The organism is Pseudomonas sp. PS01299 (assembly GCF_029960145.1).
GTDB classification, from domain to species: Bacteria; Pseudomonadota; Gammaproteobacteria; order Pseudomonadales; family Pseudomonadaceae; genus Aquipseudomonas; species Aquipseudomonas putida_A.
The window spans coordinates 1-16,059 of sequence record NZ_JASCPO010000023.1; the positions used below are offsets into that span (position 1 = coordinate 1).

General features: G+C 62.0%; 16 protein-coding genes. 4 read left to right on the plus strand and 12 right to left on the minus strand.

Annotated features, from left to right (window positions below; translation table 11 throughout):
• Positions 1 to 100: 100 nt before the first annotated feature.
• From QMX91_RS07030 to QMX91_RS07050, 5 genes are all read right to left on the minus strand, one after another.
• Complete coding sequence (locus QMX91_RS07030) at positions 101 to 1,645, minus strand: class I SAM-dependent methyltransferase (RefSeq protein ID WP_282412451.1); 1,545 nt, start codon at positions 1,643 to 1,645, stop codon at positions 101 to 103.
• Positions 1,646 to 1,730: 85 nt separating this feature from the next.
• A complete protein-coding gene (locus tag QMX91_RS07035) occupies positions 1,731 to 2,603 on the minus strand; it encodes an AraC family transcriptional regulator (protein ID WP_282412452.1) in 873 nt (290 codons plus the stop codon).
• A 108-nt stretch (positions 2,604 to 2,711) separates the two neighbouring features.
• Positions 2,712 to 3,206 (minus strand): PaaI family thioesterase, encoded by a 495-nt coding sequence (locus QMX91_RS07040; RefSeq protein WP_282412453.1) that lies wholly within the window; start codon positions 3,204 to 3,206, stop codon positions 2,712 to 2,714.
• A gap of 8 nt (positions 3,207 to 3,214) precedes the next feature.
• A complete protein-coding gene (locus tag QMX91_RS07045) occupies positions 3,215 to 4,372 on the minus strand; it encodes a GGDEF domain-containing protein (protein WP_098964345.1) in 1,158 nt (385 codons plus the stop codon).
• A gap of 103 nt (positions 4,373 to 4,475) precedes the next feature.
• On the minus strand, positions 4,476 to 4,724 hold the full coding sequence (locus tag QMX91_RS07050; protein ID WP_027613011.1) for a hypothetical protein: 249 nt from the start codon (positions 4,722 to 4,724) through the stop codon (positions 4,476 to 4,478).
• Between the two features lie 170 nt (positions 4,725 to 4,894).
• Here QMX91_RS07050 and QMX91_RS07055 point away from each other — a divergent pair, with 170 nt between their 5' ends.
• Together QMX91_RS07055 and QMX91_RS07060 are read left to right on the plus strand one after the other, a co-directional pair.
• A complete protein-coding gene (locus QMX91_RS07055; RefSeq protein WP_097090339.1) occupies positions 4,895 to 5,539 on the plus strand; it encodes an ATPase in 645 nt (214 codons plus the stop codon).
• Positions 5,540 to 5,625: 86 nt separating this feature from the next.
• The gene (locus QMX91_RS07060; RefSeq protein WP_098964344.1) at positions 5,626 to 5,967 is read left to right on the plus strand and encodes a hypothetical protein; all 342 of its coding nucleotides are present in this window, start codon (positions 5,626 to 5,628) and stop codon (positions 5,965 to 5,967) included.
• Positions 5,968 to 6,080: 113 nt separating this feature from the next.
• On the opposite strand, the gene QMX91_RS07065 is transcribed toward QMX91_RS07060, so the two are convergent.
• A complete protein-coding gene (locus QMX91_RS07065; RefSeq protein ID WP_282412454.1) occupies positions 6,081 to 7,079 on the minus strand; it encodes a zinc-dependent alcohol dehydrogenase family protein in 999 nt (332 codons plus the stop codon).
• Between the two features lie 163 nt (positions 7,080 to 7,242).
• Here QMX91_RS07065 and QMX91_RS07070 point away from each other — a divergent pair, with 163 nt between their 5' ends.
• On the plus strand, positions 7,243 to 8,196 hold the full coding sequence (locus tag QMX91_RS07070) for a helix-turn-helix domain-containing GNAT family N-acetyltransferase (protein ID WP_135296035.1): 954 nt from the start codon (positions 7,243 to 7,245) through the stop codon (positions 8,194 to 8,196).
• Positions 8,197 to 8,312: 116 nt separating this feature from the next.
• Here the strand turns inward: QMX91_RS07070 and QMX91_RS07075 are convergent, their stop codons facing one another.
• On the minus strand, positions 8,313 to 8,792 hold the full coding sequence (locus QMX91_RS07075; protein WP_282412455.1) for a GNAT family N-acetyltransferase: 480 nt from the start codon (positions 8,790 to 8,792) through the stop codon (positions 8,313 to 8,315).
• Positions 8,793 to 8,844: 52 nt separating this feature from the next.
• Positions 8,845 to 9,741 carry a LysR family transcriptional regulator gene (locus QMX91_RS07080; protein WP_178083245.1) on the minus strand — a complete coding sequence of 299 codons (897 nt, stop codon included), beginning with the start codon at positions 9,739 to 9,741 and terminating at the stop codon, positions 8,845 to 8,847.
• Positions 9,742 to 9,909: 168 nt separating this feature from the next.
• Between QMX91_RS07080 and QMX91_RS07085 the strand changes: the two genes are divergently transcribed.
• Positions 9,910 to 10,920, plus strand: coding sequence for an NAD(P)-dependent alcohol dehydrogenase (locus QMX91_RS07085; RefSeq protein WP_282412456.1), 1,011 nt, complete (start codon positions 9,910 to 9,912; stop codon positions 10,918 to 10,920).
• Between the two features lie 27 nt (positions 10,921 to 10,947).
• On the opposite strand, the gene QMX91_RS07090 is transcribed toward QMX91_RS07085, so the two are convergent.
• The 4 genes from QMX91_RS07090 to QMX91_RS07105 are packed head-to-tail and all read right to left on the minus strand — an operon-like array spanning position 10,948 to position 16,056.
• Entirely contained in the window at positions 10,948 to 11,967 is a 1,020-nt protein-coding gene (locus QMX91_RS07090; protein WP_282412457.1) for an XdhC family protein, read from the minus strand.
• A gap of 11 nt (positions 11,968 to 11,978) precedes the next feature.
• Positions 11,979 to 13,331 (minus strand): cytochrome c, encoded by a 1,353-nt coding sequence (locus QMX91_RS07095; protein ID WP_282412458.1) that lies wholly within the window; start codon positions 13,329 to 13,331, stop codon positions 11,979 to 11,981.
• A gap of 17 nt (positions 13,332 to 13,348) precedes the next feature.
• Entirely contained in the window at positions 13,349 to 15,601 is a 2,253-nt protein-coding gene (locus tag QMX91_RS07100; RefSeq protein ID WP_282412459.1) for a molybdopterin cofactor-binding domain-containing protein, read from the minus strand.
• Positions 15,601 to 16,056, minus strand: a complete 456-nt coding sequence (locus QMX91_RS07105; protein ID WP_027613020.1) for a (2Fe-2S)-binding protein — start codon at positions 16,054 to 16,056, stop codon at positions 15,601 to 15,603. The genes QMX91_RS07100 and QMX91_RS07105 overlap by 1 nt, the downstream gene beginning before the upstream one ends.
• Between the last annotated feature and the right edge of the window lie 3 nt (positions 16,057 to 16,059).

The following is a 16,059-nucleotide window of genomic DNA, read 5'->3' on the forward strand; positions in this document are numbered from 1 at the left end:
GCAGGCGGGGGCAGGATGGCTCAGGAGGCGGCAGTCAGGGCCATACACGCAGACGACTGGCCGCGTTCTATCGCGGCCAGTCGTCCGGCGTGTATCTGGTTCAAGCAATTTTCAGCGCCATGAGAATGTCCAGCGGTGTCTGGGCAAATGCCCGGGCCTGTTCGGTCATATCGGCAAGGTTTTCTTCGGCCGTCAGCAGCGGCTGGTCACCCTTGTGCAGCACTTCGCCCTGCTCACCGATGACGGCCCACGCCAACTGCGCCCAGTCTTGCGGGTCGGTCATGCCTTGCTTGATCGAAATCAGGAACAGCTGCTGCACGCGGCTGATCGGTACGCCACCGCCGGTGACCGGACTGGCCAGCACCTGAATGTTGTTGTTGAACAGCGCGCGTTTGCACAGTTGCAGGTTGAGAGTGTCGCAACGTTCCTGCACCTGCCTTTCGGCGGCTTCGCTCTGGCACGGGGCGGCGACGCCCATGCCGATCAGCACGGTGACAGCCTGCACCAGGTCGTCGTAAGACACGGAGCCGACAGCCATCGACAACTGCTGCAGGGTTTTCGGTGCGTAGGCACTGGCGGCGAGCGCTTCGAGCACCGGGCTGTAAATCTCTGTTTGCAGCGCAGCCTCGCCGGCGGGACCAGTGACCGTGCCGGGAATGCTCTCAATCGCTTGCAGCAGGACAAAACGGCTTCTCAGCAGGCCATCGCGTTGCTCGGCGGCAGACAGCCGATTGGCGCCACGTACGTACAGATCCCGGCGGAAGTTCTGATTGATGAAGTAGTCGCGCGCCTGTTCGCGCATGATCGGGTGCTCGATACCTTCCAGAAAGTCCATGCCTTCTGCACTCAGATTCAGCGCAGCCACGGTGTCCAGCGGTACGGCCGTGGTGGCGTAGTCGAGTTTGGCTGCGGTCATGGCATCGACCACGTCGATGAAATACATGCAGTCCCAGTTGCGATTGAAATACTCGTGGGCCACGTACTGACGGTTCTGGCCCTTGATGCTCTGCAACTGGGCACCCAGGGCCGGCGCCGCTCTGGCGTACTTCGGATTGGCCGCCAACAGCGCTTCGGAAAACTGCATCGCGGCATCGATGCGCTTGGCCGGGCTGGTCGAGGCCTGGCTGGCAAAGCGGTTGTGCAGGCTGAACAGATTGCGCAGTGGCGCCGAAGGTGACCAGCCCGGGAAGCAGTTGTAGCTGACGTACAACATGCCCCCTGGCTTGAGGTGGCGCCGGGCGAATTCGACGATCAGTTTCTGGTTGTCACGGCTGACCCAGGTCCAGATGCCATGCAGGCTGATGCTGTCGAAGGCCGGCAGGTCATCACGGGCCAGCAACTGCTCGAAGCTGTCGTCATACAGTCGTGCCTGGCTGTTCCAGTCATTCGCCAGCGCAATGGCATGCGCGGCCTGGGACGGTGTGAAGTCGGTGCCGACGTAGTTGCCCGGGTTGGCGGCGGCGTGGATGTTGATTGAAACACCCTGGCCGAAGCCCAGTTCGCAGTGGTAACCGCCGGTGTCTTCGAGGGTGGCAAAACCGCGCAACAACAAACAATAACGCTGGAACACCGGGTTGATTTCCCGGCTATACGAGTAGGTGTAGCCCTCGTCGGTGAAATACCCTTCGTTCCAGGCATTGCTCATGTTTACATCCTTCAATTCGCGAGTGAGCCGCTCTTATAAAGGGTTGTCATTACGCACCACAAGCGGAAAAACATGTAAGTGAATCTTACGATTGCAAAGGCACATAGATGTCCGTCTGCCATTGCTCCTGCGGGGTCTCGGGATACACGCTCAGGTAATGGAAAAACAGCGGATGATCGCGCAATTCCTCACCGCTGGCAGGCAACCAGTCACGGTAGACCGGATAGATGGTTTCGCCGATATGATCCGGCGAACCGACGTGCCGCACCACCACGCAACGTCCACCGGGAATGACGAGTTCCCCCACGCCGAACGTGTTGGGAGCTACCGGCTCTTCAATCTCGCCACAGATGGCGAAGCGAAAATCCTGCGCCGCAGTGGTGTCGGGGTTGTTGTAGGGAATGCCGAAGGTGCGACTCGAGGCCACCGGTGACTGCCCGCTGTGCATGCGCCAGGCGATGAATTTCTGCACGCTTTGCTGCACCTCCCCCGGCGCGCCGCGATGTTCAAACGCAGCGACCCGTAGGGTTGGAAAATTGATGATTCTGGTTTGCATGATGACGCTCCTGGAAAAGTGGGGGATGGCGAATACCGCATTCCAGGTCTGCCAGTTCGGTTGCTTCCTGAAGGCACTTGGCGTCATGCCGAAGTCGCGCCGAAAGGCGCGGCTGAATGCTTCCGGACTCTCGAAACCGGCGTCAGACGCGGCGTCCAGTATCGAGTGTTGCGGCTGCGCGGCCAGCCGATGTGCAGCCCGGCGCAAACGCATCAGTTGCACGTAGCGCGAGACCGGCACGCCAACGAACGCGCTGAATTGCCGATGGAAGTGAAACACCGAAAAGTTCGCCAACTGACTCAACGTATTCACCGACAGGTCACCTTCGAGATGGGCATCGATGTAGGCGAGCACGCTGTTGAAGCGCCGGGTATAGGCGCGGTGGGTCGGCAGGTCGGACACGGGTTGGAAGCTCCTGGAAGTGCGGTCTGCTATAGCCTCGTCGATTTCCGGGTCGGCACGCCTAGCCGGGTTTGCTCAAGTGTCATTCCTACAGGGGCGCGTGTGGAGTCAGCGGCCGTGCGCCGCGTCCGCCAGTTGCCCGGTATCGACCCGCACGAACACCGAATCGCCCACCGCCGTCAGCACTTCTCCGGCGTACACCTCGCAGATCACCCGAGTTTTGCGCCCGACGTCGCCTTCGACCCTGGCGCGCAAGGTCAGGGTGACGCCCATCGGTGTGGGTTTGATGAACTTGAGTCCGAGGTTGCCAGTGACGCAGTCGATGCGCGGCAGGCTGCCCGGCTCGCGATGTTCGTGGCGGTAGTGGTAGGCCATGGCCGTCCAGTTGGAATGGCAGTCGACCAGCATCGCCAGCAACCCGCCGTACACCAGGTCCGGCCAGCCACAGTATTTGTCGTCCGGCAGCTGTTCGGCCATGACGTGCACGCCGTCCTCGTGCCAGTAGCTTTTGACGTGCAGCCCGTGAGGGTTGCGGCCGCCGCAGCCGTAGCAGACGCCTTCGGGGGCGGCGAGGTCTTGCAGAGGCGTTTCGGAGCGGGTCATGGGTCTGATCATCCTGAAGTGGTGAGCCCGGTCAGGCGCAGGCGGTTGCGCCCACCGCGCTTGGATTCGTAGAGCGCGGCGTCGCCTTGTTCGATCAATGCCGCGAGGCTGGCCGGTGGCTGGTTGAACAGGGTGGCGCCGATGCTCAGCGTCACCGGTTCGGCGGTGGGGAAGGTCTGGGCGGCGCTGCGCTGAAATTGATCGCGCAGGGCATCGCCCAGTCTGACGATGTGATCACTGGGCGCGTTGCTCAGCAAAATCACGAACTCGTCGCCGCCCAAACGGGCGGCCAGCGCCTCATCGGTGGTCTCGGCGCGGATCATTTCGCTCAACGCCACCAGCAAACGGTCGCCGGCGCTGTGGCCGTACTGATCGTTGACCGATTTGAAGTTGTCGATATCGATCAATAGCAGGGCGCCGGGATGCGCCGCAGACACGCCCCGCAGCAGGCCCGGCGCGCGCATGTCGAGGGCGCGGCGGTTGTAGAGCGCGGTCAGTGGATCGCGGGCGGCCAGTCGGGCGATCTGCTCCTCGCGCCGGTAGCGTTCGGTGCCGGTCATCGACAGTGCAATGAGCATGATCGCCATCGCGCCCTCGACCAGCGAGATCTGGATGATGACGCCACGGAATGCAGCCAGGTCGATCAGCGTGCCGGGGATCACCACGGTCAGGGCCTTGGCCACATAGAAGATGCCGTGACCGAGCAGCACATAGCGCAATTGCACCGCACCGACACTCAGCGATTTGCCATGCGGGCGCAGCAGCAAACTGGCCTTGAGCGTCGAGGCGGCAACCAGCAGCGAGTTGGCAGCCAGCATGACTTTCGACCACAACGGCCCGTCCGGCAGCAACAGCAAAACCAGCCAGGTGACGAAAATCAGGTACCAGGCGCGTGACAGGCGGATCTGCGTAAAGCGCGCCACTCCCAGCAGAAACAGAAAATGCGCGGTCACCAGCAAGCCGTTGGCGAACCAGATACCGATCAGCAAAAAGCCGTTGCTACGCAGCAGGGCCAGGGTAGAACCGACGGTGATGGTGGCGAAACCGGCGCTCCAGAACAGCAGCGAAGGCTCACGAATGCTGCGCCACTCGACCGCCAGGTACAGCGCGGCAGCGGCTGCGAGAGCGATCGAGATGGTCAGCATCGTTGGTGGGTCGAGCGGCATTTCCGGGGGAGCCTGTCAGAAGGTCGGTAAGGCCGCCGATTGTAAGCGTTCGGGGCCGTTTTGGCAGGCGCCGCATACGATCATCACCGACCGGCGTCCACGCTCATTCGTGAGGCGTGAGCCAGGTGTCGACGACCCGCCGATCCAGTTCTTCCCAGTACGCCATGCCCAGCACCCGGGTGGTGTTCAACCCGCGCAAATAGCCACGCAACTGATTGGCGGTATCGCGCTTGAGCTGCGCATCGGTGATGTCCTTGTCCAGCAACACGTTTTCGTACTGCACCAGGTATTCCGCCACCCGCTCGCGAAAGTCGGGCAGAACCGCGTCGCGGATCAGGTCAAAGGTTCTCAAATCGGCTTCCTCACTGTTGTTTTAGTCATTGGGGATGAGTGTGTACCCGTCTTTATCGTGCGCAACTATCGCTAGAAGTAATAGTGACCATCACGAAACGCAAGTTCAGCTTTGCTGGCAATAGGCGGAAAATTGCCCTCATTGAAAACGCAGCTCAAGGAAATTGCGCGATGAAGACACTGACCCGACTGGCGCTGACCGCTCTGCTGATGAGCGGCATGGTAGCCACGGCACCGTCTTACGCCGACGACGCCTGTGCGTGTCATCTTCAGCCAATCGCCGGCAGCAGCGCGACTTTGCAGCATTCACAGACCGTGGGTGTGTTGTACAGCGAAAACACCCGGGAAAACCTGCAATACCTGACGCGCTACCACGATATGGCGCTGCACGGGGCCAAGGATGCACTGGATCCGCGAATTCGCGCAGCCTTTGTCAGCAGCTCCGACCCGGAACTGGCGATCGATTGGTTGCTCAGCTCGTTGCAACGCCAGTTTCTGTCGGTGACCGTTTACGACAACCTCGATGCACTGATTCTGGCGCATCCGGACATCGTGGTGAAACTCGACACCTTCAACCGCTTGCTGACTCAGCAGAACAGCCTGTACGAGGCGCATTTCATCGCGCGTTTCTACGATGCCGACCTGCAGTACATCGGCAAAGCCGAGGGCTCGGTGGAGAAACAGATTTCGTCGGTCTGGGTACACGACAAAGCGGCGCACGAGATTGCCGCGCAGATCGAGCAGCAACGTGACCTGCAACTCAATGCCTTGAAGCAGTTCGACGCCTCGCTCAAGGCGCTGGTGGCTTCCAGCTGAACACTCAAAACCAAAAGGGCAGCGGCGGCGCCGTGACGCTGAATCGCTGCCAGATGAACCGAACCTTTATTTTCAGGATGACCCCGATGCGTGCTTTGATTGCCCCGACCCTGGCCGTTGCTTCCTTGCTGCTCGCCGGTTGCGCCTCCGCACCGAACGACCCGACGCTGACCTTGCAGACCAACAAGACTCCGGCGCAATACGCCGATTGCGTGGTGCCGAAGCTGCAGGGCAGTGCGCTGAACCCGACCGTTTCGCAGACCCAGCGCAGCTACCGGATCGTGGTGCCAAGCAAGGTGTCGGCAGACAACGTGCTGGAAGCCTATAAGGCCGGCAACGGCGGCAAGGTGTTCATCTACGAGCGCCACTTGCTGGCTTCGAACTTCCTGCCTTCCAGTTTTGAACGCGCCGCCCAGGACTGCATCTGACCCGGCTGCGCAAACCGTTTTAACCGAGCTCCTTTGGTTGGCCGCAACCAACCAATACTTTGCCCCGCACCTCATTCGGTTGTGGGGTTTTTTTTTGCCGGAGTTTGTGTGGTTCAGGCGACGTCGATCACCACCTTGCCAATTGCCTTGCCCTGTTGCACCGCGTCATGCGCCTCTCGCGCCTGGCTGAGGCTGAAGCGTTCAGCATGCATCAACGGCTTGACCTTGCCTTCTTCGATCAACCGCGTGGCGTAGCCGAGGATTTCTGCGTGGTGCTTGCGCCCGACGCCGGTGAGCATCGGCAGTAACACGAAAATCCCCGACAGCGTGGAACTGCGCAGCGAGCCGGTGGCCAGATTGTGGGTGCCGAACGCTGCGCAACTGGTGACGTGACCGTAGAGGCGGATTGCCGCGAACGAATCATCCAGACTCTTGCCGCCGACGGTATCGTAGATCACGTCAAAACCCTGGCCGTCGGTGAACTGATTCACGTACTGCTCGACTGGCACGCTCTGGTAGTCGATGGCCGTGGCGCCGTAGCCTTCGACAATCGAACGTTTGCCCGGCGAGACCGTGGCGAACACTTCAGCGCCCAGCGCGGCGGCAATTTGCACTGCCATGTGGCCGACACCGCCCGCGCCGCCATGCACCAGCACCTTCTGACCGGCCTTGACGTGTGCGCGGTCGACCAGACCTTCCCACGCGGTCAGGAACACCAGCGGCACCGCAGCAGCTTCACGGAAGCCGAGATTTTTCGGCTTGCGTGCCACCAGATCCGCATCCACGGCCAGGTACTCGGCCAGCGACCCCGGCAAACCGCGCACGCCACCGACCATGCCAAACACCTCATCGCCCACTGCCAGATGGGTAACGTTGGCGCCCACCGCTTCGATCACGCCGGCCATGTCAGTACCGAGAATCGCCGGCAGTTCCGGCATGGCGTAGGGCGCGTTGCCGGTGCGGATCTTGTAGTCGATGGGGTTCACACCACTGGCGATGATGCGCACCAAAACCTGGTTGTCCTGCGGCACCGGGCGTTCGATCTGCGCCTCGCGAAAGCTGTTTTCAGCGTAGTCATCAAGGATCAACGCGCGGATGGTGGATTGGCTCATTACGACGCCTCGCTGTCATTTCAGGGAAAGGGGCCATGGTGGAACCTGCCGGGAGGTTTGTCGACTGGATACTGTTCGCCGTTACCCAGCGTAGTCGGCGCATTGCACAGAGATTGCGGAATATGGTTGTATCGTACAACTATGTTCTCAGTGGTGGCTTGTCATGACTATTCCTCCAGCCTTGATCGAAGATATCCGCACGGCGTCACGCACGATGGTGCGGGAGTTGGGCTTCATGCGCGCCACACTGGCGGCGACCGACTATTCCGCCTCCGGCGTGCACGCATTGCTGGAAATCGAAGCCGGGGACGGCGTCAGCGCTGCGCAACTGGCGCAAAGCCTTGGCCTTGAAAAGTCCAGTGTCAGCCGTATGGTCGGCAAACTGATCAAGGCCGGGGAGATCGAAGAGCGCGCCGCCGAGGACGCCCGGGTCAAGCATCTGCACCTGACGGCGCAGGGCCGGCAGACCGTCGCCGACATTCATGCCTACGGCCAGGCCCAGGTCAGCAAGGCACTGGACACGCTCAATCCGTCGCAGCAACAGAGCGTGGCGCAGGGCCTTTCAACCTACGCGCATGCGCTCAAGACCATCCGCCTGGGTGCTGACCGGCCGCTCGCGCCGAATCTGCACATCAGCGCCGGCTATCGCCCCGGCCTGATCGGCCGCGTGGCGCAAATGCATGCGGATTATTATTCGCGACATTCCGGTTTCGGCGCGATCTTTGAAAGCCGCGTCGCCAGTGGAGTGGCGGAGTTTGTCGGGCGCCTCGATCAGCCCTGCAACCAGATCTGGGTGGCGACGCTTGATGAGCGCATCGTTGGCTCGATCGCAATCGACGGCCAGGATCTGGGCAGCAATCAGGCGCATTTGCGCTGGTTCATCCTCGACGACGGCTGCCGCGGCAGTGGCGTCGGCCGGCAACTGCTGAGCGCGGCGGTGGAGTTTTGCGATCAGCGGGGGTTTGACGCGATTCAGCTCTGGACCTTCAAGGGCCTCGACGCCGCGCGCCGACTGTACGAAGCGGCCGGGTTCGAATTGACCATGGAAGAGCCGGGCAGTCAGTGGGGCAGCGTGGTGACGGAGCAGCAGTTCACCCGTGCAGCCGCCTCACGTTGAAGGTTGATTCAGCGTCATCACGCAGGCGCTGAACACGTTTGCCAGCCGGTTGGCGAAAGCCGTGATTTCCAGATCGCTGCGCGCAGTCCCGGAAAAGTCTGGACGAGGGCAAACCGCTACAAACGCATGCCCATTTCGACAGCCCGAGTCTCAAAGCCGAACTCCGCATACATCCGCGCGGCACGGCGATTGAATGGCCAGACGGTCAACCGCAGATCCTGGGCATCCTGTTCGATCGCCCAGTTTTTCACCAGATTCATCAGCCCACGGCCGAGGCCTTGTCCCGAAAACTGTTCGGCGACACACACCGAGCCGATGCGAACGACATTCTGCGGTTGCATCAACGGCCCTGAACTGGCCGACAGGCTGGCCGTGATAAACGCCGCAGGTTGATCGTCGACATGGGCGATGAACACAACGTGACCGGGTTTTTCGAAAAGGCCTGACCAGTGGGGCAGGTCGCGGGAAAAATCCGCGGTGGGCGGGGCATAGATGTCGGGGCGGGCAGTGTGATGCACGTCGTTAAGCAATTGCCCCAGCTCACACATGCTCAACGCGTCTGCGCCCGTCGCGGTGCGGTAAGTGATTTGTTCCATGTCGTGCGGTGCTCCTTGATTACGCGCAAGCCGCGAACGGCGCTGTTGATCGTTATTGTTCCAGCCAGTCAGGATAGATCTGCACAAAGTGCTGCTGCAGCCATTCGACAAATACCTGAACTTGCGCAGCCAGGTGCGTGCGGCTGGGGTACAGCAGTGATACCGGGCGCGGGGTGGGCCGATAGGCGCTGAGGATTTCCACCAGGGTGCCGCTGGCCAGATATTCGGCCACGGTGATGCCTGGCGCCTGAATGATTCCAAAGCCCGCTACGCCGCACTGCACGTAGGCATTCGACTCGGTGACGGTGATGCCGGCGTTGCTGATGAACGCGCGGTCTTTGCCTTTGACCGAGAAGTGCCAGGGCAATGTCCTGTTGTTTTGGCCGGAAAGAAAATTCACCCCGCGATGGGCATTCAGATCGTCGAGTGTCCGCGGTTCGCCGTGTTCCTGCAGATACTCGGGGGCTGCGCACGTGACCATGGTCGCCATGGCGATCGGGCGAGCGATCAAGGTCGAGTCCGGTAACTCGCCAATTCGTAACGCGCAGTCGATACCTTCACCGATCAGGTCGACCGCCCGATCAGTCACGCCCAGCACCATGTCGATCCCGGGGAAGGCGCTGGTGAAGGCTTTCAGGTTTTTGATGAAGTCCAGTTGCGCGAACGCGGTCGGGATATCGACCCGAAGCCGGCCTTCGAGCGTTGCTCCGCTGCGGTCGAACATCGAAGTGGCGGCCGAGATATCCGCGAGAATTTCCTGCACTCGCTCATAGAACAGTTGGCCTTCGGTGGTGAGCGCGACTTTTCTGGTGGTGCGCTGAAACAGACGCACACCCAGGGATGTTTCCAGCTCCTGGATGTAACGGGTGACCTGGGGGCGCCCGATGTCCAGCGATTCGGCGGCTTTGGTGAAGCTGCCGAGCTCGGCAAGCCGAGCGAACAGTCGCATCGATTGCAGCAATTCCATGATCGGGACCTGACGGAATTCAATTGTTGCTTGAGGATAGAATAATCATGTGCCTTTTTGCGTATTTATTGCGCGAGGCCAACAGCGAAAGATGTGCCCAGGCAAACCCTTGGTGGTTTGCAGCCATTGATCCGTTTTTGGAGATTCGCAATGAAAGCCTGGTTACTGAAAGATTTCGGCCTCGACAATCTGCACCTGGAAGAGACAGCGACCCCGCAGCCACAGTCCGGCGAATTGCTGGTAAAGGTCGGCGCCGTGTCCCTCAATTTTCGCGACAAGGCGATTGTTGACGGCATCTACGAGCCGCACATGGTGCCCAAACCGTTGATTCCGGTGAGCGACGCAGCGGGCACCGTGGTCGCGGTGGGTGACGGCGTCAGCCGCTTCAAGGTCGGCGATCGGGTCAACTCGCATCTGTATTCCCGCTGGCTGGATGGCGAGCCGGGGCCGAATGAACCGGACTACTGCTTTGGTTCGCCGTTGCCCGGCGGATTGGCCGAATACATGATCATCCATGAAGACAGCGCCGTTGCCGCGCCGGACAACATGAGCGACGAAGAGGCGGCGACGCTGCCGATCGCTGCGCTCACGGCGTGGTACTCACTGGTCGACTTTGGACAGATCCAGCCCGGCCAGACCGTGCTGGTTCAAGGCACGGGCGGGGTGTCGATTTTTGCCGTGCAGATCGCCACGGCGCTGGGCGCCAAAGTGATCGCCACATCGAGTAGCGAGCACAATCTGCAAGCCGTGAAGGAACTGGGAGCGGTCGCGGGCGTGAACTACAGAACGACACCGAACTGGGCCGATGAAGTGTTGCGGCTGACTGACGGCAAAGGCGTGGATCTGCTGCTCGACGTGGCCGGTGGCAACGGCATCAATCAGTCGGTTGCAGCGACCAAGGCTTCCGGGCGCATTGCACAGATCGGTTTTTTGACCGGGCAGACCGTTGCACTCAATCTGATGCCGCTGATTTTCCGCCAGACCACCATTCGCGGTATCGCCGTGGCACCGCGCTCATCCTTCGACCGGATGAACGTCCTCCTCAACCAGCACAAGATTCGCCCGGTGATCGATCAGGTGTATCCGTTCGAGAAAGCGCGCGAGGCGTACGAGCATCTGGCGAAGGGCGCGTTTGGCAAAGTGGTGATCAAAGTCGCCTGATATAGGCACAGGGCCAAGCAACGGGGCTCAATGCGATTGCGCCAGACCCTGTTGCGCCTTGGCTCTGGCAATCGAAAACGCCTTCGGCAAATTGGCGCCATTCTTCGCGGCCAGGATCTCGGCCATCACGCTGACCGCGATTTCCGCCGGTGTCTTGCTGCCAATGTAGATGCCGATTGGCCCGTGCAGGCGCTCGAGTGACGCCTGGGTCTCACCGAAATGCTCGATCAGACGTTCGCGGCGCAGTTGGCTATTGCGCCGCGAACCGATGGCGCCGATGTAAAACGCCGGGCTGTGAAGAGCTTCGAGCAGCGCCAGATCGTCGAGTCGCGGATCATGGCTCAAGGCGACGATGCAGGTGCGCAGATCAACCGCGAAGTCGCGCACCACGTCATCCGGCATGCCGATGATCCGCTCCACACCGTTCACCGCCCAGGTTTCGATGTATTCGGCACGTGGGTCGCAAACCGCGACCTTGAAGCCGTTGAACAGGGCCATGGTCGCCAGATATTCGGCCAGCGCGCCGGCGCCGATCATCAGCAGCCGATACCCCGGCCCGAGGGTATTGAGCATCCGGTGGCCGTCGAAACTGAATTGCTCAGGAGTTGCCGTGGTTTCCAGCGTGACGCGACCGTTATCCAGTGCCAGGCAGCGGCGTACCAGTTGCCCGGCATCCAGTTGCACCAGCAGTTCGTCGAGCACCTGCCAGGACGGGTTGAACTCCAGAATCAGCTCAAGCGTGCCGCCACAGGGCAAACCGAAACGATGCGCCTCGTCGGCGCTGACGCCGTAGCGCACCACCTCGGGCGCACTGTCCTTGAGGCCGCTGCCGCCATGCGCGGTGGTGTAGCGATGGATCAGGTCGTCCTCGATGCAGCCGCCGGACACGCTGCCGATCACGCGACCGTCGTTACGCAAGGCCATCATCGACCCTGTCGGGCGCGGCGAAGAGCCCCATGTGCGCGCCACCGTGGCGAGCAACACTTGCTCGCCGGCGGCGAGCCAGTCCCGCGCGGTGCGCAGGACCAGCAAGTCGATGCTTTCCATCAAACGTTCCTCTAACGCATTTGCAGGATGATCGGGCTGCTGCTGGCCGGATCCGTACGTTCACGCAGCTTGTTGACGGCCTGCGCTTCAACGGCACTGCCCTGATTGCCCCAGGTGCTGCGCATGAAGGTCAGCACTTCGGCGATCTGTTGATCCGACAACTGTTCACGGAATGCCGGCATGCGATAGGCGTCCGGTACTCCGGCGGCCACCACCCGTTGCGAACCGTTGAGGGTGATGTTGATCGCCGAGGCGCTTTCCTTGGCCAGTGCCGACGTGGCGCCGGCCAGCGGCGGCATCCATTCCGACTGGCCCTTGCCGTCCAAACCGTGGCACGAAGCACAGCGCGTGACGTAGGTATGGGCACCGGGCGCGTCCAGACGTTCCGTCGCCGAAACCGTTTGGTACTGCCATGGCTGGCCGTCGCGCTGAGGATCCCCCGGCAATGACTTGAGATAACGGGCAATCGCGGTCAGATCGTCATCGCTCATGAACTGCGTGGAGTTGTTGAACGCCTCGGTCATCGAGCCGTAAACCACCGCGTGTTTGTTGCGCCCGGTCTTGAGGAACTGCACGATTTCCGGTTCGCTCCAGCGGCCCAGGCCGGTGTTGTGATCATTACGCAGGCTCGGCGCGTACCAGCCATCGAGCAAGGCGCCAGCGAGGTACGGCGTGGCGGATTCATCCAGTGCCTTCTCGTTGAACGCCAGACCGCGCGGCGTATGGCAACTGCCGCAGTGTCCTGCGCCTTGAACGAGATAAGCGCCGCGATTCCACACGGCATCCTGCGACGGTTTGGCCACGTAAGGTTCGGTATCGGCAAACACACCGTTCCACAACGCAATCGGCCAGCGCAGGTTCAACGGAAAAGGAATCGCACTCGGGATATTCGCCTGCTTGACCGGTGCCACGCCTTTCATGAAAAACGCGTACAGCGCCCGCACGTCGTCGTCACTGAGCTTGGCGTAGGACGGGTAGGGCATCGCCGGATACAGACGGCGGCTGTCGGGTGCCACGCCGTGGCGCACCGCACGGTCGAAGTCCGCCAGGCTGTAGCGGCCGATGCCGGTTTCCGGCTCCGGGGTGATGTTGGTCGCGTGGATCGCGCCCAGTGGTGTGGCCATTTCCAGGCCGCCAGCGAACGGCGCACCGCCCGGCACGCTGTGGCACGCCACGCAGTCGCTGAGTCGGGCGACGTATTCGCCACGCGCGACCAGCGCCGGGTCGATATCGGCCACGGCAGTTTGGGTGTTTTCAAGGCGCGAGACAGGCTCGCGGGTGACATACCAGGCCAGCAGGCCTGCCGCGACCAGGCACGGCACTGCCAGCCAGCCTGCGGTTCTTGCGAATCGGCTGTTGTTCATGGACGCTCCGGCGCTGATCAAGTGAAGGTGTGGCGGCTCATGGGCAGGCTGCGCACCCGTTGCCCGGTCAGCGTTGCCACCGCATTGGCGACGGCGGGCGCGACAGCGGGCAACGGTGGTTCGCCGATGCCGCCCATTTTTTCCCCGCTCTCGACAACACGCACGTGGACCCGGGCCATCCGCGCAGGCGGCAGGATCGGATACAGGTCGTAGTTGCGCGCGCGCGGTTTGCCATCAATCCACACGGCTTCCTCCACCAGGGTCTGCGACAGGCCCAGCGCCACCGCGCCATTGACCTGTGCTTCGACAATCGCCGGATTGACGATGCTACCGGGGTCGATCGCCTGCCAGATGTCGTGCACCTTGACCTGACCGTGCTCGATGGAGACCTCGGCGATCACCGCCGTCTGGGTACCGAACGGCGAAGCCATCGCCACGCCTCGCGCACGTTTGCTGCCGTCCGCCGCGGTGAACGGCCCACGCTTCCAGCCACCCGACAGCTCGCCCACGGCTTGCAGCAGCGTGGTCAGTCGTGGGTTGTCGCGCAGCAGATGCAGGCGCAATTCGAACGGGTCCTTGCCACCCTTGTCGGCCAGTTCGTCAAGGAACGATTCGTAGAAGAAGTCGTTGAGCGAATTGCCCACCGAACGCCAGTAACCGAGCATCGCCGGGCCTTTGGCGTAGATCTGCGCGATGCGCTTGTTGGGGATTGCATAGGACTTGCCCGACAAGCCTTCAAGTGCCGTCGGGTCGAGTTTTTCACCCTGTTTGCCGGCCAGCGCCTCGGTCGGGCCTTCGGTGGCACTGATTGCTTCGATCGCCAGCGGCCAGCCGTCATTATCCAGCGCCGCACGGAAATTCACCGCTGCCACCGGACGCAGCACATCGCGCAGGAACTCTTCTTCGCGGCTCCAGATCAGTTTGACCGGGCGACCAACCGCTTTCGATAACTCGATCGCCTGAGGGTAGGGACTGGCGGCGTCGTAGAGGAAATGCCGACCGAAGAAGCCCCCGAGCAATGGCGAATGCAAGGTGATGCGCGACGGATCCAGCCCGGTGCGTTTGGCGATGTCGGCACGGAACATGTCCGGCGCCTGATTCGGCAGCCAGACTTCCAGCGAACCGTCGGGATTGAATCGGGCCAGCGCCGACGGCGGCTCCAACTGACCGTGGTTCAGGTACTGGTTGTTGTAAGTGGCGTCAATCCGCGTTTTGGCGTTCGCCAGAGCTGCAGCCACGTCGCCCTCATTTTCATCATCCCTGGCCGGGCCTTTGTCTTCAGCCAGGCGCTTGAGCCAGGCATCACTGGAAAAATCTGCGGGCATCGGCCGTACTTTGCTGTCGGCCGTGGGTTCCTGCCAGTCGACCTGAATCGCTTCCACTGCACGTTTGGCGTGCCACCAGCGCTCGGCGACCACCGCCACGGCCCCCGGCAGGCGATGCACGGAATGCACGCCTTTCATTGCCTTGACCTGCTCTTCGTTGCGCAGGTTACCCACGGTCATGCCCAAACGCGGGGCATGTTGAACGGCAGCATGCAGCATGTCGTCGACCTTCAGGTCGATGCTGTACAGCGCCTTGCCCGTGGACTTGTCGTAGGCATCGACGCGCTTCACCGGTTTGCCGATCCAGCGGAACTGGCTCGGATCACGCAGCTGCACCGAGGCCGGATCGGGCACCGGCAGATCCATGGCGTGCTCGGCCAGTTCGCCGTAGGCCACCGAACGCCCGGACTTGGCGTGCACGACTTTGCCGGGTTCGGTGCTCAGTTCACCCACCGGCACCCCAAGTTTCTGCGCACCGGCCTGCAGCAGCATGGCGCGGGCGAGGGCGCCGAGGCGGCGCATCACCGGGTAACTCATGCGCACCGACATGCTGCCGCCGGTGATGCGCATACCGTTTTCCATCACCACATAGGCTTCGCCGGGCGGCGCGGCTTCGACCAGGAATGTCGACGGGTCGGCATCCAGTTCTTCACCGACGATCTGCGCCATCGCGGTGAACGTACCTTGTCCGCCTTCCATGAACGGGCAGAGCAGGCGCACGCGGTTGTCCGGGCGAATTTCCAGAAACGCCGGTACCTGCGTGCCACGCTCGGCAGTCGCGGCCGCCACTGCCGCTTGCACGCGAGTCGTGCCCAGCGGCAGGCCGAAACCGAGCACCAGTGCGCCGACGGCGGTGCCGGTCAGAAAACGTCTGCGCGACACATTGATCGGTTCATGCAGAGCCAGTGCTGATGCTTCCTGGGACGGATCGATACGCACGTTCATCAGGCATCTCCCTTGCCGGCCAGCTCATGCACGGCGGCATGAATGGCGTTGTACGTGCCGCAGCGGCACAGGTTGACCATCGCCGCCTCGATCTGCGCGTCACTTGGCTTGGGGTTTTGCTTGAGCAGCGCCGTGGCCGCCATCACCTGCCCGGACTGGCAGTAGCCACACTGGGCGACCTGCAGATCAACCCAGGTCGAGACCACCCGTTTACCGACATCATCGGCCTCGATCGCCTCAATGGTGGTGACCTCGCGGCCGACCACGCCCGCCACCGGCGTGACGCACGAGCGCACCACGTTGCCGTCCACCAGCACGGAACAGGCCCCGCACTGCGCCAGTCCACAGCCGTACTTGGTGCCGGTCATGCCCAGATCATCGCGGATCACCCACAGCAGGGGCGTATCGGCGTCGGCATCGACCTGATAGGTTTTCTGGTTGATTCGTAGTTCCATGGT